Raw genomic sequence first — 21,171 nt, 5'->3', positions numbered from 1 at the left:
ATCAAAGTGTTACAAAAACTCAGCGGCGTTTTCAACAAGCGCTTTTTAATATCGAATTAAATCGATGCTTTTAACGCTTCTGCTTTATCTGTTGCTTCCCAAGGGAATTCGTCACGACCAAAGTGACCGTATGCAGCCGTTGGGCGATAAATTGGGCGCTCAAGGTCTAGCATTTGGATAAGGCCATAAGGACGCAAGTCGAAATGTTCGCGCACTAGTGCAACGAGTGTTTTCTCATCGACTACGCCAGTGCCAAAGGTATCGATACTGATAGATGTTGGCTCTGCCACACCGATTGCATAAGACACTTGGATTTCGCAACGCTTGGCAAGACCTGCTGCAACAATGTTCTTAGCAACGTAACGACCCGCGTATGCTGCACTGCGGTCTACTTTTGATGGATCTTTACCAGAGAATGCACCACCGCCGTGACGCGCCATACCACCGTAAGTATCAACAATGATTTTACGCCCGGTTAAGCCACAGTCGCCCATTGGACCACCGATAACGAATCGTCCCGTTGGGTTAATGTGAAAGCGTGTATTGGCATCAATCCACTCGCTTGGAAGCACAGGCTTGATGATTTCTTCCATTACCGCTTCGCGAACTGTTTCCGTGCTTACTGAATCGCAGTGCTGAGTTGAAAGCACAACCGCGTCGATGCCTACAGGCTTGTCGTTTTCATACTTGAAAGTAATTTGGCTTTTCGCGTCTGGGCGCAACCAGTCTAGCTTACCAGACTTACGCACTTCAGCTTGTTTTTGAACAAGGCGGTGAGAGTAAGTGATTGGCGCTGGCATTAGCACGTCAGTTTCGTCGCTAGCGTAGCCAAACATTAGACCTTGGTCACCCGCACCTTGTTCTTCAAGGCTTTCACGATCAACACCTTGATTGATGTCAGGTGACTGTTTGCCAATAGCATTTAATACCGCACATGAATCAGCGTCGAAGCCCATATCTGAGTGCGTATAGCCAATTTCTTTGACTGTTTTACGAGTAAGCTCTTCAATGTCTACCCATGCAGAAGTGGTAACTTCACCACCTACCAAAACCATACCGGTTTTTACATACGTTTCGCAGGCCACCCGAGCGCGAGGATCTTGTTCTAAAATAGCGTCAAGAACCGCATCTGAGATCTGATCAGCAATTTTGTCCGGATGTCCTTCAGACACTGACTCGGATGTGAATAAATGCGTGGCCATAAATGCTCCGTAAGCGTTAAATTATCAAAATAGTCGTATATTGTACTAAAACAAGTTATAAATACCAGTCTTTACTTCTAGACGTCTAAAAGTCTCTTCGTTACGAATAGTTGACACAACCCGATCACTAATGGGGTTATTCAGGACGAAATTGGTAAAGCGAATGATGTACTAGTAAAACCAGACGTTAGATATAACCGTTTTTGATGTATTGGGAATACGTGATGGATAAGGTATAGACCATTTTTTACTAAGACTTTCACTATTGGCAATCAAAACCCATTGAACTGTAAGGTGGCATAGGTAAGAATAACGCCACATTCATTCGTATAAAGAAGTAGAGCGAACGCCTTACCTCTACGCTCGTCTAGCTTGCCTAGCCCGCTAAGATACGAAACAAAAGATACAAAATAAATCAGGAGACAACATGCCCTCTCGTCGTGAACTCGCCAATGCAATCCGTGCATTAAGCATGGATGCCGTTCAACAAGCTAAATCTGGTCACCCAGGTGCCCCAATGGGGATGGCTGATATCGCACAGGTACTATGGGGTGATTTCTTATCACACAACCCTGCAAACCCATCTTGGGCTAACCGCGATCGCTTTGTGCTTTCAAATGGTCACGGCTCGATGCTGTTGTACTCTCTTCTTCACCTTTCAGGCTACGAACTGCCTATTGAAGAGTTAAAGAACTTCCGTCAATTGCATTCAAAGACGCCAGGCCATCCAGAATATGGTTATGCGCCAGGTGTTGAAACGACCACAGGCCCACTAGGTCAAGGCATCAGTAATGCTGTGGGTATGGCACTTGCCGAGAAAGTGCTAGCGGCACAATTTAACCGTGACGGTCACAATATTGTTGATCACCACACCTACGCATTCTTAGGCGACGGCTGCTTGATGGAAGGTATCTCACACGAGACATGTTCACTAGCCGGTACACTAGGCCTTGGTAAGCTTATCGCGTTCTGGGATGACAACGGCATTTCAATTGATGGCGAAGTTGAAGGCTGGTTCACTGACGATACACCAGCACGCTTTAAGAGCTACGGTTGGGAAGTGATCGATGGCGTTGACGGTCACGATGCAGAGCAAGTAAAAGCCGCCATTGAAAAGGCGCAAGCGAACACCGCGCAGCCTACGCTTATTTGTTGTAAAACCACTATTGGCTTCGGTTCACCTAATAAAGAAGGTACCGAGTCTTGTCACGGTGCACCACTAGGTGAAGATGAAATTGTAGCCACTCGCGAAAAGCTTGGCTGGAGCCATGGCGCGTTCGAAATTCCAGACGATATTTACGCGGGTTGGGATGCTAAAGAGAAAGGTTCAAACGCGGAGAGCGCGTGGAATGACGCTTTCGCAGCATATGAAGCCGCCTACCCAGAGCTTGCGGCAGAGTTCAAACGCCGCGTAAATGGCGAGTTGCCAGCAGATTTCAGCGAAAAAGCAGATGCAATTATTGCTGAGCTTCAAGCTAACCCACAAAATATTGCTTCACGTAAAGCGTCGCAAAATGCATTAAACGCATTTGGTCCACTACTTCCTGAGCTATTAGGCGGCTCTGCTGACCTTGCTGGTTCTAACCTCACTATTTGGGAAGGCAGCAAAGGCGTTGAAGCGAACGATGCGTCAGGTAACTACATTTATTACGGTGTACGTGAGTTTGGTATGTCGGCCATGATGAATGGTATTGCTCTTCACGGTGGCTTTAAGGCATACGGTGCAACCTTCCTAATGTTTATGGAATATGCACGCAACGCGGTACGTATGGCAGCGCTAATGAAGCAGCCTGCAATTTTCGTTTACACCCACGATTCAATTGGTCTAGGTGAAGACGGCCCAACTCACCAGCCGGTGGAGCAGGTGGTTGCGCTAAGAGCAACGCCTAACCTTGATAACTGGCGCCCTTGTGATCAGGTTGAGTCTGCTGTGTCGTGGAAGTCTGCTATTGAGCGCACTGACGGCCCAACAACACTAATCTTCACACGCCAAGGCTTAACGCAGCAAGAAAGAACAACTCAGCAAGTTGCTGATATCGCGAAAGGTGGTTACGTACTTAAAGACTGCGAAGGTACGCCAGAGCTTATTCTTATTGCTACCGGTTCTGAGGTTCAGCTAGCCGTTGAAGCCGCAGCGAAACTGACCGAGCAAGGCAAAGCCGTTCGCGTGGTGTCTATGCCATCAACTGACGTATTTGACCGTCAGTCTGCTGATTACCGTGAAAGCGTACTGCCTTCTAGCGTTGTTAAACGCGTAGCGGTTGAAGCGCTGTCTAAAGATAGCTGGTACAAGTACGTTGGCTTTAATGGCGCTATCGTGGGTATGGACACCTTTGGTGAGTCTGCGCCTGCTGGCGACCTGTTTAAGCACTTCAACATTACCACTGACGCTGTAGTAGAGGCTGCACTGTCTCTGTAAGAGGTAATAGATAAGCCTATGGTAAATATTGCCATAAATGGGTTTGGTCGTATTGGTCGTAACGTGTTGCGCGCGCTGTATGAAAGTGGGCGCAACAACGAATTTAACGTGGTGGCCATTAACGACATTGCTAAACCCGAAGGCATAGCACATTTACTTAAATACGATACCGCCCACGGGCGGTTCCGTTTTGATGTGGCCTTAGAAAATAACACGCTAAATGTCGCAGGCGACGATATTACACTGCTCGCGATAAGCGATATTAAAGACCTACCCTGGAAAGACTTGAGCATTGATATTGTGCTTGAGTGTACGGGCAAGTTTGATGACAGAGCGTCGGGGCAAGCACATTTAGATGCAGGCGCTGGCAAAGTGCTTTTCTCGTCACCCGGGTCACCAGATTTAGACAATACGGTCATCTTCGGAACCAACGAAGACACGTTGACCAGTGAACAAAAATTAGTCTCTAACGGCTCTTGCACCACAAACTGCATTGTTCCTGTTATCCAAGCACTAGACGCTGCGTTCGGTGTGGAAAGTGGTACGATCACAACTATTCACGCGTCTATGCATGACCAGCAAGTTATCGACGCCTATCATGAAGACTTGCGCAGAACGCGCGCTGCAAGTCAGTCAATTATTCCCGTTGATACACGACTTGCTGCCGGTATAGAGCGCATCCTGCCTAAGTTTGCGGGTAAGTTCGAAGCCATTGCGGTTCGGGTTCCTACCATCAATGTTACTGCCATGGACTTGAGCGTAACGCTTCAATCTAAGGTAACTATTGAGCAAGTAAACCAAGCCCTTCGCAATGCAAAAGCCGGGCGTTTACAGGGTATTTTGGATTACACCGAAGAGCCATTGGTATCGGTAGATTTCAATCACGACCCACACTCGTGTATTGTAGATGGCACACAAACAAGAGTCAGTCACAAACAACTGGTTAAAACACTGGTGTGGTGTGACAACGAATGGGGTTTTGCAAACCGTATGCTCGACACAGCAAAAGTGATGTTCGACGCAAAGTAAAGCATTGATGCTGCCAAGGGTTGGTAGCACCAGCCCGCGCAGCTTTCACCGTTAATTTGAGCGTGTCTTACCTTTAAAACACGCTCTTCTGAATTTAAATTAACATAGGAAAGACGATGGCAATTCCAAGCATGAGCGATATGGCCCTTAAAGGTCAGCGCGTATTAATTAGACAAGATTTAAACGTGCCGGTAAAAGACGGCAAAGTAACTTCTGATGCGCGTATCAAAGCATCTATTCCTACTATTAAAGCAGCGCTAGACGCAGGTGCAGCGGTTATGGTGATGTCTCACCTTGGTCGCCCTACTGAAGGCGAGTCTGCTGATGAGTTCTCTCTTCAACCTGTTGTTGATTACCTTAACGACGCCCTAGATGTGCCGGTAAAGCTAGTAAAAGATTACCTAGACGGTGTTGAGCTTAGCGAAGGTGAGCTCGTCATTCTTGAAAACGTTCGCTTCAATAATGGCGAAAAGAAAGACGACGAGACACTGGCAAAGCAGTACGCTGCACTATGCGATATCTTTGTAATGGATGCCTTCGGGACTGCTCACCGTGCACAAGCGTCTACCCATGGCGTTGCTAAATTCGCACCAAAAGCCTGTGCTGGCCCATTACTTGCTGCGGAACTAGATGCACTAGGCAAGGCGCTGGATAACCCTAAACGCCCAATGGTTGCTATTGTCGGTGGCTCTAAAGTATCAACCAAGTTGACCGTGCTAAAAACATTGGCCGAAAAAGTAGACCAGCTAATTGTGGGCGGTGGTATCGCCAATACCTTTATCGCGGCACAGGGCCACAATGTAGGTAAATCGTTGGTAGAAATGGACTTAACCGAACAAGCCACGCAGCTTATGAACGAAGCGCAGGCGAATGGCGGAAATATTCCAGTACCGACAGACGTAGTAGTGGGTAAAGCGTTTGATGAAAACACCGAAGCTACGCTTAAACTTGTCAGTGAAGTTGCCGACGACGACATGATTTTTGATATCGGTCCAGACTCGTCAAAAGCGCTAGAAGATATCATCAAAAACGCGGGTACTATAGTATGGAATGGTCCCGTAGGTGTATTTGAATTTGAACAGTTCAGTGCGGGTACAAAGGCGCTGTCTGAGGCGATTGCGGCTAGCGACGCATTCTCAATTGCAGGTGGTGGTGATACACTAGCGGCAGTTGATAAATACGGGATTGCCGATAAGGTTTCTTATATTTCAACAGGTGGTGGCGCGTTCCTAGAATTCTTGGAAGGCAAAACATTACCAGCGGTAGCAGTACTAGAAGAAAAAAATAAATAAGCCTAAGCGCTGCTTGTAAACGCAGCGTTTTAAAGCTCAAGATAGCTAAGGCCTAGTACAAACGTTACCCCATAGGAGTCACGCTCAGTAACAGCATTTTTGAGCGTGACCTTTTAATCGGAAACGATTACACCTGCGAAACAGTGAAGTACGCAGGCATAAATACCAATTTTATTACAGATGTGTTTACTTAAGGTGCTGGCATGCCGCGTCTGAGACAAACAGATCTTTAATAGAATTGGTATAACAATAAACCCTACACCTGTCTATTAAGGCAGTAATATACAAAAGGAGTGTTGCAATGGCATCACAAGCTCAGCAGGCAATGCTGGATAAACTGAAGACGCAAACCGGTTTTATTGCAGCGTTAGATCAAAGCGGCGGTAGTACCCCTAAAGCGTTACGCTTATATGGCATCGAAGAGTCAGAGTACAGCTCAGACGAAGAGATGTTTAATCTTGTTCACGAAATGCGTACGCGCATTATCACCAGCACCCCTTTTAGCGGCGAGCGCGTTCTTGGCGCAATCTTGTTTGAAAACACCCTTGATAGAGAAATTGAAGGCATGTCTTCTGCACACTACCTGTGGCAGAAAAAGCGTGTTATTCCTTTCTTAAAGGTAGATAAAGGTCTAGCTGAAGAAAGCAATGGCGTTCAAGTAATGAAGCCAATGCCTGGTCTTGATGCACTGCTAGCTAAAGCGGTAGCGCAAGACGTGTTTGGCACTAAGATGCGTAGTGTTGTTAAGCTTGCGAATCACCAAGGTATTAAAGATGTTGTTGCTCAGCAATTTGAAGTGGGTAAGCAAATCTTAGCCGCAGGTCTTGTTCCGATTATCGAGCCAGAAGTAGACATCCACAGCCCACAAAAAGCGGAAGCTGAAGCTCTTCTTAAATTAGAGATCCTAACGCAGCTAAACCTTCTAAACGAAGGCCAGGAAGTTATGCTTAAGCTAACGCTTCCAACAGAAGCTAATTTCTACAAAGAGCTTGTTGATCACCCTCGCGTGCTTAAAGTTGTAGCGCTTTCTGGCGGCTATAGCCGTGAAGAAGCGAATGCGAAACTGGCAGAAAACCAAGGTATGATTGCGAGTTTCTCTCGAGCATTGACCGAAGGCGTTTCTGCAAAGCAGTCTCAAGAAGAATTCGAGGCAACGCTAGATAAAGCGATTGAAGATATTTACCAGGCCTCTAAGGCGTAATCTTCTCTTTTGTCAGCACTTCTAAAGAGCGCCTAATGGCGCTCTTTTTCGTTACTAGTTCTTTCGAAGTATTGTGACCCCTTCAACTTAATAAGCTCATCTTTATAACCTTGCTAAAGGGATGCCTCTGGGGAATTAAAGTCTTAACTAATACCTTTATATGTGGCTATAAAATACGCCCGCCCACAACACACATGCAATAACGATGGATAGAAAAACGCCTGCTGATGCTAAGTCTTTTGCTAACCCTGATAGGGCATGAAACTCTGTACCTATTCTGTCGACGGTGACTTCAATTGCCGTATTGATGATTTCCGCAAATAAAATGAAAAAAATGGAAGACATTAAAATTGCACGTTCAAGAAAAGGAATTGACCAAAAAGCAAGAACCACGAATGCCACAGCGGCTAGACTGAGTTCTTGTTTAAATGCAGCTTCGTTCTTAGTAAGCCAGCTAAACGCTCGAAGTGAATTCTTTAGAGCCTTAAATACTCGACGCAGGCCTTTTGGTTTGTTACTTGGGTCGAAGTGCGAGGTGGTACTAACCACAGGGTTTGATTCATTTAGGCTTCGCATTGTTTAAAGATATCCATAGTAGGTTGGTAAGTAATACTCTTTACACTTGATAAACCAAGTAACGTGTCAAACAAGTTGTCTTGAGAGTAAGGGTGGTTGGCCAGGTTCTTAATACAATTTCGGTAGCCTGAATCTTCAAACTTCGACGCCCAAAAAAGCATAGGAATGTGAGTCTGTTCTTGCGGTGCAATTTGATAAGGGAATCCATGTAGATAGAGTCCTTTTTCACCCAAAGATTCACCGTGGTCAGACAGGTATAGCATGGAAGCGTTTGGCACATTTTTTAATGTATTAACAATCTCTCCAAGTACATAGTCAGTGTACGCAATGGTATTGTCATACGTGTTGATAAGCGCCTGCGAATCACAGTTTTGAATATCACTTCTAGGACAGTCGGGAGAGAATTTGGCAAATTCAGCGGGGTATCTTCGATAGTAGGTAGGGCCATGAGAGCCTATCATATGAAGAACAATAACCCTGTTAGTTGTCGCAGGTGATGACAAAACGTCCTTCAAAAGCTCGTTGAGTAAAACATCGTAGCAAAAATCACCGTCACATAAACTAGGATCTCGGGATGGGTCAAATGCAATAGTTTCAACTCTTTTGCACACCCCCTTGCAGCTACTATTATTGTCTATCCATGTCACATCAGCGCCAGCCCGATGTATGATATCAAGCACATTATCCTGACTTTCCGCAATGCGAACATCATAGCTTTGCCTCGAAAGTCGAGAAAACATACAGGGTACTGACACCGCAGTAGCTGTCCCGCATGAGGTCACGTCGTTGAAACTTACCGCGCCTATGTCGTTCATAAAGGGCGTGGTGTTTCTGCTATAGCCATTACTGGCAAACTTGTCTGCCCTTGCTGTTTCTCCAACAACCAGTACAGTCGTAGAAGGCAAAGCGTTATTTCTATTTATTAGAGAAGGTGTCTTGTCCAGTACCTTGTAAGGAAGTGGCGGATAAAAGTAGGTGTCTCTGAGATATTTGTAGCCAGAATCGTAAAATGCATAAGGGATAATATACTTGGCCAAATCTTTATTATTTCTACCCACCGCAGCATAGTCTTTATAAAGGCCAGCAGCGATAACGATTATTCCAACCACTGCTAATACGTTGAGCTTAAGTAAGTGCTTAACTCTAGCAACTAATTTTCCATTAATTTCCTGATTAAAGACGGCAACAACGGGCACCAATCCTAACAAGAAGAAAAAGAGTAAAAGCGTTGAGTTTAGATAGGCAAATGCTTCACCAGAATTGGTCTCCATCACATTTTGAATCATACTCTTATCAAATATCACGCCGTAAGCGACCGTACCGTATAAAAGAAGTGAACTGACTAACAGTGTCACTGCCACGGTCAATCTAGGCAAAAGAATGGCGCCTAATAGGCTAAGGGCGATGATATTGAAAAAGGTAAGCAACAATGGAACGGACAGAAAAAATATCCACTGGCCTACTGTAGTTGGCGACACAGCGTGATAGACATTTGAAATAAAAGGGAAGTTGAAAACCAGCGTTATTAAGACTGATGCTATAAAAACAAAATTGGCTAATGAAGGGTTTAAATTTAACGAACGTGGAAATTTCAAAGTCAGTTCTCTTGTGTACTACTTGCAGCACAAGATAACTTTCAAAACTTAAATAAAGCTTAAGCAAAACTTTGGGATTAGCGTTAATGGGAATTTTTATCTAGAACCAACAATTCCAAATGGTTTCCCATTGCAACCACTTGTTATACATAGAGAAACGGCGTGCAGTTGCACAAAAAGCTTCCTAGGCCGTCACTTTCTATCGTTAATTAATTCAATATTATTCTCGCCTTCAGTTTATCTTAAGATTGAGATCATAACCTTAGCGAGGAATAAAAATCGACCAATGAAACATGAGAATACTCCTTATAGAAGATTCATTGTCTTTGAGAAATAGCCTGAGCTTAGGTCTAGAAAAACTTGGCCATTCAGTTGATTTAGCTGCCACAGGGCCCGATGGTTTGAGTATGGCGCTTCTTGGTAGCTACGACATTATTGTATTAGACCGCATGCTGCCAGAACTCGACGGGATGGCTATCCTGAAAACGCTAAGAAAAAGACGGGTAGAGACCAAGGTGCTCATTTTGTCTGCACGTGCCGAACCTGAAGAGAAAGTTGAAGGCTTGTTAGCAGGCGCTGATGATTATCTATCTAAGCCTTTTTCATTTGAAGAGTTGTCAGCGCGACTTCTCAGTTTGATGAGACGGGGCGTAACAAACTGTATTAACGATCAAATTACTATTAATGGATTGATATTGGATATTCAGGCCAAGTCTTTTTTATTTGGAGAGCAGGCGATTAGTTTAACGCCGAATGAATATCGCATAGTAGAGTGCATGTTCCTAAACAAAGGCAAGGTCGTCACATCAGAAAAATTAAGTGAATTTATTTCCGGTAGTTATGACCATATCTCAAAAAATGCAATTGAAGCGCACCTCTCTTCAGCGCGAAAAAAAGTAAGGGCGTGTGGCGCTACACTCCCCATTAAAAGTAAGCGAGGATTTGGCTACGTCGTGGTGGAAGGCGATGAAGTCAATACGTAAAACCTTAACGCGACGCCTTTCTATCACTATTTCTTTGCTGGTGATTGTCGTTTTACTCGCCGCAGATATCGGAGTTGATACCTGGGTCCAAAGAGAATTTAACCAAGGTTTAAAAGCCAAAGTTGGCATGCTTCAAAGCTTAGTCAATGAAGATTTAGACGGCGTTGAGTTTGAGTTTGCCGGCGAGTATTTCCCTGAGTTCGAGGGTGCTTCTTCTCCAGAATACTTTCAATTGTGGTACAAAGGGCAGGTTTTCGAAAAGTCGGAATCCCTTGCACTGTACACTGTCGACGAGCTGCCGTTTGAAAACTTAAGTTTAAACGAGGCGGTGATTAACGACATTACGCTGCCAGATGGTCGTTCCGGGCGTATTATTCACACCAAATACGTGCCTCAAATTGACTCTGAAGACCGCGAAGCATTCTATAGCGTCAGAGGCGAAGAGCAGCGCGACCCCATGGTTATCGCATACGCAACCTCCACTGAACTGTTGAATTTTACTCTTTGGTTTATCGATATCGCATTTTTAGTGGCGCTTATTGTAATTCCGTTAATGGTAAGATTCGTCGTGCGCAACACGGTGTCTTACGCGTTGGCACCACTTGATGCATTAAACAACAATATAAGAACTCTAAGGTTTACTGCCACAGACAAGCACGAAGCATTCTCTACAAACGTTTCAGAACTAGAGCCAATCGTCAGCAGCTTGAACCATTTTATAAACGATAACTACGCCCTATACCTTAGAGAGAAAAGGCTTACCTCTGACATTGCTCACGAACTTAAAACGCCGGTTTCTGAACTTATCAACCTGGCGGAAGTTGCCATGAAGTTTCCAGGAGAGGAGCGACTCGAAAAAGATTTTAAACCGCAGATTCTTCGCATTGGGATGCGAATGAAAAACATCATTTCCGGTTTGATGTTAATCCAAAAGCACAGTGCTAAGCAGACTCAATTAAACGACCTTATTAATATTAAAGAGCTCGTTGCTCAAGTTGTCGCAAGCAAAGCGGTAGATAATATTAATGTGGTTGCGAAAGAAAGGGGCGATGTGGTTATTCACTCTAACCGAATTGCGGTGGAGTCTATATTTAGCAATTTGTTAGACAACGCTATTGAGCATGGAAAGCATTGTGAGCCGATCAGCGTGTATATAGGCAAAACGCAATCAGGGCAAGCTCAAATAGAAGTGACAAATACAACGCATACTGAAATTGATGAACGTGACTTAAGACATATGTTTGAACCCCTGTGGCAAAAGGATGCATCACGTACATCAGAGGACAACTTTGGCCTAGGGCTATCAATAGTGAGTGCATTGTGCGGTGCGATTGGAGCAGACGTGTCGGTTTATAAGTTGGATCACAACCACATCTCTTTTTCTGTGACTTTCAAAAAGGCCTCTTAAAAATACGTGCTGTTAAAATGTGTTTTTGCTTGCAGTAAAAAGATATGACGTATACTGCCACACTCAGGAATTCTGAGTTTGTTTGTAACAAATACGTGCAACCGGTTATTGCCTGCGTTTAGTGGCAATACTGGTTCTTGTCAAAGCGTGGTTGGCTGTGTAGCATAGCGCCGCAATTTTCCTTATATATTTGAATTTCTGGAATATTAACCGGTGCATAATCAGCAGTACATGAAGCAGTACACTATATACGCATTAATAGCGTTGTTGTTTACTTGCTTATCTGGACTCAAACAGGATTACAAGCCAATCACGTTCAAGCATCATTTCGATGCTTCTATTTCCGAATATTCCTTCGAGTTTGATACAGAGGAAAGTGCGCCGGAAGAGCCCGCTCCACCACAATATGTTGTGCTGGATTACCTTACGGACTCCTTCACTGAAACCGCAAAGCCACGTCCGCGCTGGCATTTCAAAACATCCCTTAACTACGCAACGCCGTTAACACGAGCGCCGCCTATTGCTTAGTTTCTTAGGCTTAGCAGTTAGCTGCTTACCTAGAAATACGTTAATTCGATATTCATTACATAGCGCCAGCCCTTTTCGCTGGATGTTTTTGCGCGCTTAATTTTCAGCACTGAATTTTATTGCTGAACGCGCGCTAGTGGCGTGCTGCCTTTTTACGAGGTACGTCACGATTAGCCTTTTATTACGAATTTACATTATGAGCAAAAAAGCACTTCTTGCAGTAAGCATTGTTACCGCACTATTAGGTGGGTGTGGCCATGAAGAACATGCTGCGCATCACGAAAAACTTCAATTCAACGTTACTCATCCCATCGTACAAGACACAACGCTGGTAAAAGAGTACGTCAGTCAGATACGTGCCATTCAACATATTGAAGTTAGAGCTATGGAAAAAGGCTATCTTCAATCGACTTTTGTTGATGAGGGACAAACGGTAGAACGTGGTCAGCCCATGTTTAAAATAATGCCGAACGTGTATGAAGCTGAGCTACACCGCGCTGAAGCCGAGGCTAAAGCAGTCGAGATGGAGTACAAAAATACAAAGTCGCTTGTTGAGCAAAACATTGTTTCTCCTAACGAACTCGCCGTGATTGAAGCGCAGCTTCAAAAAGCACAGGCAGAAGTTGAACTGGCGAAGACCCACCTAGCGTTTACTGACGTTAAAGCACCGTTCACAGGGAAAATGGACCGACTGGAAGCTCGCACGGGAAGTCTGCTTGATGAGGGTGAGTTGCTTACCACGCTATCTGATATCAGCACCATGTGGGTGTATTTCAATGTACCTGAATCTGAGTATTTGAAATACGCGCAAAACAACCCGTCAAACAAACAAACGCCAGTGCGATTAAAGCTTGCCGATGGCAGTATTTACGAGCACCAAGGCGTGATAGATGCCATTGAAGCCGATTTTGATAATCATACCGGTACCATAGAAATGCGTGCGTCTTTCCCTAACCCAGACCAGCTGCTAAGACATGGGCAGACCGGAAATGTCATGGTGGATATTGCCTATCCAGATGCGCTGGTTATTCCTCAGAAGGCCACATTCGAAATTCTCGATCAAAGCTTTGTGTATGTGCTGGATAGCGAGAACAAGTTAGCAACCCGCCACATTAATATCGCTGCAGAACTCCCTAACATCTATCTGGTATCTGATGGCCTAGCGCCGAGCGACACTATTTTGATTGAAGGACTGCGAAGAGTCTCGAACGGCGATGAGATAGAGCCTGAATTTATTTCAGCCAGCGACACATTAGCTGAACTGTCACTGCACGCAGAATAAGGGGGCGCTATGTTTGGAGTTTTCATTAAACGTCCAGTGATGGCCATCATGCTATCGCTGATGATTATATTTTTGGGCGTGTTGTCGGTATTTAGCCTACCCACGTCACAGTTTCCCGATATTGCTCCGCCGCGGGTGCTTATTTCTCTGGCATATCCCGGTTCGAGTGCTGATGTACTGGTGAAATCATCGCTGGTTACTATTGAGCGCTCAATCAACGGTGTGCCGGGCATGAAGTACATCGTGTCTGATGCGACGAGCGCCGGTGAAGCTACTATTCAAGTTATCTTCGATTTAGATGTGGATCCGAATCAAGCGCTAATTAATGTGAAAACGCGGCTTGATCAGATCATGAACCGTCTGCCCCAGTTAGTACAGCTAGAAGGAGTGATACTAGAGCGGGTTCAGCCTAGCATGTTGATGTACATAAACGTTTATAGCACGGACGAAACGGCTGATGAAAAGTTTCTGTACAACTATTCCAATATCAACCTTATCCCAGAGATACAGCGGGTAAACGGTATTGCCAGTGCAAAAATATTGGGAAGTCGCCAGTACGCCATGCGAATTTGGTTAAAGCCTGATCGCATGCGTGCTTACAATGTTTCTGTAGATGAGATCATGGAATCGATAGACGAGCAAAGCTTGATTGGACGCCCTGGGCGACTTGGCAGAAGCTCAGGCATTACCGCTCAATCAAAGGAATACGTGCTTATTTACGAGGGGCGTTATGACGAGCCTGAAGAATATAAAAATATCATTATTCGCGCCGACTCCGACGGTCGCTTGCTCAAATTAGGTGACATTGCTGATGTTGAGTTAAGTAGTGAATTTTTCGATATTTACTCAAACAAAGACGGGTATCCTTCCGCTGCGATAGTGCTAAAGCAGAACTATGGAAGCAGTGCCAACGAGGTGATTTCTCAGGTGAAAGCCACTATGGCTGAACTAGAAAAAACGTTTCCAGAAGGCATGAAGTACGAAATCAACTACGATGTTTCCAAGTTTCTAGATGCCTCTATTGAACAAGTGCTGCATACCCTGTTTGAAGCCTTTATTTTGGTTTCCTTGGTGGTGTTCATCTTTCTGGGTGACTGGCGCTCCACATTGATCCCGCTTCTGGCTGTGCCGGTTTCACTGGTGGGGACGTTTTTCTGCATGCAGGCCACGGGGGTGAACATAAACCTTATTACCCTGTTCGCACTGGTGTTAGCGATAGGGATTGTAGTGGATAACGCTATTGTTATCGTGGAGGCCGTTCACGCAAAAATGGAAGAGAGCGCCAGCCTAACCCCTTATATGGCGACCCAACATGTACTGGGCGAAATGGGGGGAGCTATTATAGCGATTACACTGGTGATGACGGCGGTTTTTGTGCCCCTTATTTTTATGACGGGCCCGGTAGGTGTCTTCTATCGCCAGTTCTCTATTACCATGTCATCGTCAATTATCATCTCGTGTATTGTGGCGCTTTCATTAACCCCAGTGCTGTGTGCAATGTTGCTTAAAAACCCTCATTCACACACAAGAAAGGCAACGCCATTAAGCAAGTTTATTGATGGATTTAACCATTATTTCAATAAGTTAACCGGTCGTTATACAGGCATTATCAAAGCTATCGTTACACGCCGCAGTGTTACTGTAGTGCTGCTTGCAGGCTTTGTGGTAAGTACCTTTGGCATTAATCAGGCATTACCTACAGGCTTTATTCCCGGTGAAGACCAGGGGCAAATCTATGCCATTATTCAAACACCGCCAGGCAGTACCCTTGAAGCGACGAATACAGTAGCGCGAGAGCTGCAAAGCTTGGCGCTGGACGTTGAAGGCGTCTCCTCGGTGTCTTCGCTTGCTGGCTATGAAATTCTCACGGAAGGACGAGGTTCAAATGCTGGTACCTGCTTGATTAACCTTGAAGATTGGGCTAATCGCGAACAGTCGGTACGTGACATTATTGAAGAACTAGAAGCCAAAACACACCACTTAGGTGCAGTGATTGAGTATTTCGAACCGCCTGTTGTGCCGGGTTATGGCGCGTCGTCGGGGTTATCATTTCGTTTACTCGATAAAACCAACACAACCGACTATCAAGAGTTCGACCAAATCAACAAAGCCTTCATGGAAGAGCTCGGTAAACGTGATGAGCTAAAAGGTTTATTCACGTTTTACGCGGCCGATTATCCTCAATACAAAATTGAGATAGATAACCAAGCTGCAATGCAGAAAGGGGTATCTATTGGCGCGGCCATGGAGAATTTGAATATTCTTATCGGTAGTACTTACGAGCAAGGTTTCACGCGTTTTAATAACTTCTTCAAGGTGTACACGCAAAGTGCACCGGAATATCGCCGTTATCCCAGTGACTTAATGGATTACTACGTGAAAAACGAAGAGGGTGAAATGGTGCCTTACTCGGCCTTTATGAAGCTGATTAAAACCCAAGGCCCTAATGAAATTACGCGCTACAACCTTTATACCTCGGCAGCTATTCGGGCAGAGCCGGCAGCAGGGTATACCTCGGCGCAAGCGATAAAAGCAGTTGAAGAAGTAGCGGCTGCAACCTTGCCAAAAGGATACGACATTGGTTGGGAAGGCCTGTCATTTGACGAGGCTAAACGAGGTAATGAAGCCATTGTTATCTTTGCCGTAGTATTGTTGTTTGTATATATCGTACTGGCATCACAGTACGAGAGTCTGCTTCTACCTTTTGCGGTTATTCTTTCACTACCTACCGGTATTCTCGGCTCATTCCTGTTTCTAAAAGGTATGGGGCTGGCCAACGATGTTTATGCGCAGCTCGGCTTAGTTATGCTGGTTGGTTTACTCGGTAAAAATGCCGTGCTTATTGTGGAATACGCAGTGCAAAAAAATCAGCAGGGCTTATCGATTGCTGACGCAGCTGTTGAAGCGGCCAAACAGCGCTTCCGTCCAATCTTAATGACATCTTTCTCGTTTGTAGCAGGGCTAATTCCGCTTGTTATTGCAACGGGGGCAGGCGCAGTGGGAAATAGAACTATTGGTGCTTCTGCCTTAGGCGGTACTTTGTTCGGCACTGTTTTTGGTGTGCTGGTTATTCCTGGGCTTTACTACTTGTTCGCCAAACTTGAAGAAGGTAAGTCATTAATCAAAAACGAAGATCATGTCCCTCTTACTGAAACTTACCACTATAACGATGAGGTGCTAAGCGATGATAAATAAAAAGCGATTTACTTATAAGCCGCTGTGGTTAGCGCTTAGTAGTGCGTTGTTAGTACAGGCATGTGCCATCCCTACCATTGAAACGCGAAACCCTAATCTAGATTTGCCAGAGCAGTTTAACGCGAAAGTTTCGCAAGTGGATACTCAGGCTGGTCAAGGGATTAACCAGAGTACACAAGCAAATATTCAATGGAGTGAGTGGTTTAACGACCCTACGCTTTCTGCGCTGGTGGATACGGCGGTTAAGAACAACCAAGAGGTGTCTATATTAATTCAACGCATTAATATGGCGTCGAATGAAGTGTATGCACGGGAAGGGGAATATTTGCCTCGACTCTCTGCGGGGGTAGCCGCTGAAACCGAAAAGGTAGGCGAATATACCCGGGAAGGCGCAGTAGAAGAACAGTTAAATATCAAGGAGGATAAAGAATTTCCCGACCCGCTGGCAAACTTAAAGCTAGGCCTTAATGCGTCGTGGGAAATTGACGTTTGGCATAAGCTGAGAGATGCGTCTAAAGTGGCCTCGCTTGAATACTTGGCATCGGTTGAAAGTAAGAAATTTTTCGTTACCCAGTTAGTATCTGAAGTTGCGCGTACTTACTATGAACTGCTGGCGCTAGATAACAAGCTAGAGAATCTTGACTCAACCATTTCGCTACAGCGTAATGTTATTCACACTATTAATGCGTTGAAAGAATACGGGCGGGCGTCATCGCTACCTGTTGCGCGCTTTAACGCGGAAGTGAAGAAAAACGAGAGCGAGCGTTACTTGATTGAGCAGGAAATCCTAGAGAAAGAGAACACGCTCAATCTGTTATTAGGACGCACTCCACAGCCCATTCAAAGGGACAGTAACGTGTTGCTCAGCGCCGAGCTAAAAAGCCCGCAGGTGGGTGTACCCTCTGCGCTATTAGACAATCGCCCTGATATAAAACAAGCTGCACTCACGCTCCAAGCAGCAGAGTTAAATATCGATGTGGCTAAAGCCAACTTCTACCCTTCTTTTGAGCTAAAAGCAGGGGTAGGTTTATCGGCGTTTGATAGTCGCTACTTGTTTAATGTGCCTGAGTCATTGGCATATTCTTTATCTGGAGATGTTTTTGCGCCATTAATAAACCGCAGGGCGATTGAGGCGGTTTATCAAAATGCCAGCGCCGAACAAATTGAAGCGGCTTACGAATATGAACTGACCGTTTTAACGGCGGTAGCTGAAGTAACAAACAGTTTGTCGAAGCTCGATAATTTGGAGAAAAGTGCTGAAGCACGGCGTCATCAAATTGCTTCACTCGAACAGTCGATTGATATTGCCAATAGGCTTTTTTCGTCAGCTCATGGTGAATATTTAGAGGTGCTGCTTGCGCAACGAGAAGCACTGGAAGCGCGTAGCGAGTTTATAGAAACTCGTCAGCAGCAAATGGCCGCACTGGTCGATTTGTATCAGGCACTCGGAGGCGGATGGCAGTCTTAAAATAAAAAGGAGAGCGCTCGCTCTCCTTTTTTTCGCCTTTATCAAAAGCTGGCGGTGAATTTCAGACTCAACGTGTGACAAAAGCAGAACGCATGCGGTGTTAAATGTTAACGCGTAAAGTTAAAGCGGGCAAAAAAGCGCTCAGCTTCGTCACTATCAAAATCATAGCCATTATTCGTCATCGCTTCTAAAGCATCTTCTACCGTTTCGTAAAAGCCATAAGGAACCTCGGCAGCGTCGTAGCACTGAGAAATCTGATGCTTAGTTGTCAGCATAATGTCGGTATCTAATATGACCACGGCAAGAAACGACAGGCCGCGGGTTTTTCTTACCCGAGTTTGTTTTACAAAAATATCAAAGGTGGAAGGGGGCATCAGGCTTTCACCGTAAAGACAGCTTACTTGTGCCCATTTAGTGCCCTTTTCGAATTTTGAAATGTCAGAAGACATCTTTACTACGCCATTTCTCATGGTTTCGTCATTCCACGGTCCGCGCGCTGAGAAGAGCAGCAACTGACCGCTTACGCTACATTCAAACTCGCCGTGTGGATTATTCATGGGCATTACCTTTAAGCCTTATATAGAAGTTAGCACTTTACTGCTATCACGCAACTAACCATTCGGCTAAAGCCAGCGCCCCTGTGTACTGCGCTTAATCGCCTAGCGATGTCGCTCAACGTTTAATCTTTATTGGCTGAATATATTCAGTAATATGGAGACGATAAATGCATCACTACAACGTGATCACCCCATAAAAAAGAACGGATAAGAACAAATAGATTAAGGTGAGATATGTCTTTTACGAGAAATCACAGGTACCCGTCAGTCAAAAAACGGTTTGCTATATGGGCTGCACTATTTAGCGTAGGCACGCTAGCTATGCCATCCACAGCGCTTGCAAGCAATGAGAGAGAATCTCTTACTACCGACTCTGAACGCTATTTTAAATCGGAAGATATTTTTAATTTGGAATACGTGAGCGAAGTTCAGGTGTCGCCAAACGGTAAATATGTTGCGTATGTGCGCCGTTCAAACGACATTATGTCGGATAGCAGTCGAGCGAACGTCTGGCTAGCGTCGGTTGATGGAAAGTCACACCGCCCCTTACTGTCGTCGAAAAAGAGTTACTATTCTATTCGCTGGTCACCAGACGGTAGCCGATTGGCTTACCTTTCTAATGAAGAAGGTAAACCGCAATTGTATGTGCGCTGGATGGATACAGGGCAAACGGCACTCGTAACAAATGTCACCTCAAACCCAAGTAACATCACTTGGTCGCCAGATGGTAAGCACATTGCTTTCACTATGAGCGTTGATGCCAAGGAAAAGCCGCTAGACATTAAAATGCCTAAAAAGCCTGACGGTGCAAAGTGGTCTCCTAGCTTTCAATATATTACCAAAGCGCGCTATCAAGCCGACGGCCGAGGCATTCTTGAACCTGCTTACACCCATATTTTTATTGTTCCTGCTGACGGAGGCACAGCACGACAGCTTACTTCAGGGAACTATCACCACAATGGGCGCTTAAGTTTCTCTCCTGATAGCGACAAAATCTATTTCTCTGCCAACCGCAGTGACAATTGGGAGTATGAGCCTGTTGAGGGGGACATCTTTTCTGTGGATATGATGGGTAATATCGCACAGCTTACCAACGACAAAGGCCTTGAATCATCGCCTGTCGTATCGCCTGACGGAAAGCACATTGCTTACGCACGCCGCGATGACGAAAAAGTGATGTACAAAAATAGCTATTTGTATGTGATGAAGAGCGATGGTACAGATGCTCAAAATTTAACAAAAGACATTGATAATTCAGTGTCTAACTTTCACTGGAAAGATAATAAGCACGTTTATTTTCAGCAGTCGGTTCGCGGTTTAGCGCAGGTAGATGTGGTATCGCTATCGGGCAGAGTTAAAGCCGTAGCTAATGGGCTGGGCGGTACTACGTTAGGACGGCCTTATGTGTTTGGCACCTATCACGCTGTTGATGATGTAGTGGCGTATACCAAAGGACGTACCGATCGCCCCGCTGATTTATATGTCACTACGCGAAACGAGCGACAGCTTACTGCACTAAACGAAGACGTTCTAGGTCATAAGCAACTTGGCGAAGTAAAAGAAATTGTCTATCCGTCTTCTATTGATGGCGAAGAAATCCAGGGGTGGTACATTCTGCCGCCAAACTATGACAGCTCGAAAACGTATCCGCTTATCTTGGAAATTCACGGCGGACCTAATCTCGCTTATGGCCCTGTCTTCACGGCTGAGCTGCAGCGCATGGCTGCAGAGGGCTACGTGGTGTTTTATGATAATCACAGAGGTAGTACAGGTTATGGAGAACGCTTTGCATTGCTACTTCAAGGGAAATACAGTTCGGAATATGACTTCTCAGACCATATGTCGGGCGTAGATGCGCTTATTGAAAAAGGCATCGCTGATCCAGAGCGACTGTTTATTACTGGTGGTTCAGCAGGCGGCATTGCATCAGCCTATGCTATTGGCCTTACTAACCGATTTAAAGCAGCCGTAGTCGCTAAACCCGTTATCAACTGGTTATCGAAAGTGCTGACTGCCGATTCAGGTCTATATCAAATCCCTTTCCAATTTCCGGGTATGCCTTGGGATAATGTAGAGCACTACTGGAAGCGCTCACCGCTATCGCTAGTAGGCAATGTAACGACCCCCACCATGCTGATCACGGGAGTGGAGGACAAGCGCACGCCAATGTCTGAGACCGAGCAGTTCTATCAAGCGTTAAAGATTCAAAAGGTTGATAGCGTGCTGGTAAAAGTACCTGGATCGCCCCACGGGATTGCTTCTAAGCCATCTAGAATGATTGGTAAAGTTGAAAATATCTTGGCGTGGTTTAAAAAATACGACAGCGTGCAGTCACAAAGTACGCAAGTTGAAGCTCAATAATTAGTGTGCTGAGACTAAGTGGGGCTAATGCGCCGACTCAATCGGTTCAAGGCCCCATTTTTTTAGTATTCGAGT

At 45.2% G+C, this 21,171-nt stretch carries 15 protein-coding genes; 11 read left to right on the top strand and 4 right to left on the bottom strand.

Annotated features, from left to right (window positions below; all coding sequences use genetic code 11):
- Positions 1-56: 56 nt before the first annotated feature.
- Complete coding sequence (gene metK / locus MHN09_RS05375; RefSeq protein WP_076011293.1) at positions 57-1,202, bottom strand: methionine adenosyltransferase; 1,146 nt, start codon at positions 1,200-1,202, stop codon at positions 57-59.
- Positions 1,203-1,629: 427 nt separating this feature from the next.
- Here metK and tkt point away from each other — a divergent pair, with 427 nt between their 5' ends.
- The 4 genes from tkt to MHN09_RS05355 all read left to right on the top strand — a co-directional run bounded on the left by tkt (position 1,630) and on the right by MHN09_RS05355 (position 7,143).
- Positions 1,630-3,621: a transketolase gene (gene tkt / locus MHN09_RS05370; RefSeq protein WP_239239491.1), complete on the top strand. Its 1,992-nt coding sequence runs from the start codon at positions 1,630-1,632 to the stop codon at positions 3,619-3,621.
- A gap of 18 nt (positions 3,622-3,639) precedes the next feature.
- Positions 3,640-4,650 carry an erythrose-4-phosphate dehydrogenase gene (epd, locus tag MHN09_RS05365; protein ID WP_239239489.1) on the top strand — a complete coding sequence of 337 codons (1,011 nt, stop codon included), beginning with the start codon at positions 3,640-3,642 and terminating at the stop codon, positions 4,648-4,650.
- A 116-nt stretch (positions 4,651-4,766) separates the two neighbouring features.
- Entirely contained in the window at positions 4,767-5,942 is a 1,176-nt protein-coding gene (locus tag MHN09_RS05360) for a phosphoglycerate kinase (protein WP_168462786.1), read from the top strand.
- 301 nt (positions 5,943-6,243) lie between these two features.
- Positions 6,244-7,143, top strand: a complete 900-nt coding sequence (locus tag MHN09_RS05355) for a fructose bisphosphate aldolase (RefSeq protein ID WP_014948386.1) — start codon at positions 6,244-6,246, stop codon at positions 7,141-7,143.
- A gap of 156 nt (positions 7,144-7,299) precedes the next feature.
- On the opposite strand, the gene MHN09_RS05350 is transcribed toward MHN09_RS05355, so the two are convergent.
- Positions 7,300-7,719, bottom strand: coding sequence for a diacylglycerol kinase (locus MHN09_RS05350; protein WP_168462785.1), 420 nt, complete (start codon positions 7,717-7,719; stop codon positions 7,300-7,302).
- Entirely contained in the window at positions 7,707-9,314 is a 1,608-nt protein-coding gene (locus MHN09_RS05345) for a phosphoethanolamine--lipid A transferase (protein WP_168462784.1), read from the bottom strand. Before MHN09_RS05345 ends, MHN09_RS05350 begins: the two co-directional genes overlap by 13 nt.
- Positions 9,315-9,607: 293 nt before the next feature.
- Between MHN09_RS05345 and MHN09_RS05340 the strand changes: the two genes are divergently transcribed.
- The 6 genes from MHN09_RS05340 to MHN09_RS05315 all read left to right on the top strand — a co-directional run bounded on the left by MHN09_RS05340 (position 9,608) and on the right by MHN09_RS05315 (position 18,178).
- Complete coding sequence (locus tag MHN09_RS05340; RefSeq protein ID WP_014997429.1) at positions 9,608-10,297, top strand: response regulator transcription factor; 690 nt, start codon at positions 9,608-9,610, stop codon at positions 10,295-10,297.
- Positions 10,281-11,705: a HAMP domain-containing sensor histidine kinase gene (locus MHN09_RS05335; protein WP_039219540.1), complete on the top strand. Its 1,425-nt coding sequence runs from the start codon at positions 10,281-10,283 to the stop codon at positions 11,703-11,705. Before MHN09_RS05340 ends, MHN09_RS05335 begins: the two co-directional genes overlap by 17 nt.
- A 231-nt stretch (positions 11,706-11,936) precedes the next feature.
- Positions 11,937-12,233: a hypothetical protein gene (locus MHN09_RS05330; protein ID WP_061094315.1), complete on the top strand. Its 297-nt coding sequence runs from the start codon at positions 11,937-11,939 to the stop codon at positions 12,231-12,233.
- A gap of 196 nt (positions 12,234-12,429) precedes the next feature.
- A complete protein-coding gene (locus tag MHN09_RS05325; RefSeq protein ID WP_239239487.1) occupies positions 12,430-13,515 on the top strand; it encodes an efflux RND transporter periplasmic adaptor subunit in 1,086 nt (361 codons plus the stop codon).
- Positions 13,516-13,524: 9 nt separating this feature from the next.
- Positions 13,525-16,710: an efflux RND transporter permease subunit gene (locus MHN09_RS05320; protein WP_168533320.1), complete on the top strand. Its 3,186-nt coding sequence runs from the start codon at positions 13,525-13,527 to the stop codon at positions 16,708-16,710.
- On the top strand, positions 16,700-18,178 hold the full coding sequence (locus MHN09_RS05315; protein ID WP_239239484.1) for an efflux transporter outer membrane subunit: 1,479 nt from the start codon (positions 16,700-16,702) through the stop codon (positions 18,176-18,178). The genes MHN09_RS05320 and MHN09_RS05315 overlap by 11 nt, the downstream gene beginning before the upstream one ends.
- A gap of 107 nt (positions 18,179-18,285) precedes the next feature.
- Here MHN09_RS05315 and MHN09_RS05310 read toward each other — a convergent pair whose 3' ends face one another.
- Positions 18,286-18,735 carry a hypothetical protein gene (locus MHN09_RS05310; protein WP_039230797.1) on the bottom strand — a complete coding sequence of 150 codons (450 nt, stop codon included), beginning with the start codon at positions 18,733-18,735 and terminating at the stop codon, positions 18,286-18,288.
- Between the two features lie 234 nt (positions 18,736-18,969).
- On the opposite strand from MHN09_RS05310, the gene MHN09_RS05305 reads away from it, so the two are divergent.
- Entirely contained in the window at positions 18,970-21,096 is a 2,127-nt protein-coding gene (locus MHN09_RS05305) for a S9 family peptidase (protein WP_156085978.1), read from the top strand.
- Positions 21,097-21,171: the final 75 nt, after the last annotated feature.

Source organism: Alteromonas sp. MmMcT2-5 (assembly GCF_022348315.1).
Classification (GTDB): Bacteria; Pseudomonadota; Gammaproteobacteria; order Enterobacterales; family Alteromonadaceae; genus Alteromonas; species Alteromonas macleodii.
This window is presented reverse-complemented; position numbering and strand designations above follow the sequence as displayed.

Bases quoted from the DNA above. Each gene is read 5' to 3' on its own strand.
- epd (WP_239239489.1), top strand. From the start codon at position 3,640: ATGGTAAATATTGCCATAAATGGGTTTGGTCGTATTGGTCGTAACGTG.
- MHN09_RS05340 (WP_014997429.1), top strand. From the start codon at position 9,608: ATGAGAATACTCCTTATAGAAGATTCATTGTCTTTGAGAAATAGCCTG.
- MHN09_RS05350 (WP_168462785.1), bottom strand. From the start codon at position 7,719: ATGCGAAGCCTAAATGAATCAAACCCTGTGGTTAGTACCACCTCGCAC.
- MHN09_RS05305 (WP_156085978.1), top strand. From the start codon at position 18,970: ATGTCTTTTACGAGAAATCACAGGTACCCGTCAGTCAAAAAACGGTTT.
- MHN09_RS05355 (WP_014948386.1), top strand. From the start codon at position 6,244: ATGGCATCACAAGCTCAGCAGGCAATGCTGGATAAACTGAAGACGCAA.
- MHN09_RS05330 (WP_061094315.1), top strand. From the start codon at position 11,937: ATGAAGCAGTACACTATATACGCATTAATAGCGTTGTTGTTTACTTGC.
- MHN09_RS05335 (WP_039219540.1), top strand. From the start codon at position 10,281: ATGAAGTCAATACGTAAAACCTTAACGCGACGCCTTTCTATCACTATT.
- MHN09_RS05325 (WP_239239487.1), top strand. From the start codon at position 12,430: ATGAGCAAAAAAGCACTTCTTGCAGTAAGCATTGTTACCGCACTATTA.
- MHN09_RS05320 (WP_168533320.1), top strand. From the start codon at position 13,525: ATGTTTGGAGTTTTCATTAAACGTCCAGTGATGGCCATCATGCTATCG.
- tkt (WP_239239491.1), top strand. From the start codon at position 1,630: ATGCCCTCTCGTCGTGAACTCGCCAATGCAATCCGTGCATTAAGCATG.
- MHN09_RS05310 (WP_039230797.1), bottom strand. From the start codon at position 18,735: ATGAATAATCCACACGGCGAGTTTGAATGTAGCGTAAGCGGTCAGTTG.
- metK (WP_076011293.1), bottom strand. From the start codon at position 1,202: ATGGCCACGCATTTATTCACATCCGAGTCAGTGTCTGAAGGACATCCG.
- MHN09_RS05315 (WP_239239484.1), top strand. From the start codon at position 16,700: ATGATAAATAAAAAGCGATTTACTTATAAGCCGCTGTGGTTAGCGCTT.
- MHN09_RS05360 (WP_168462786.1), top strand. From the start codon at position 4,767: ATGGCAATTCCAAGCATGAGCGATATGGCCCTTAAAGGTCAGCGCGTA.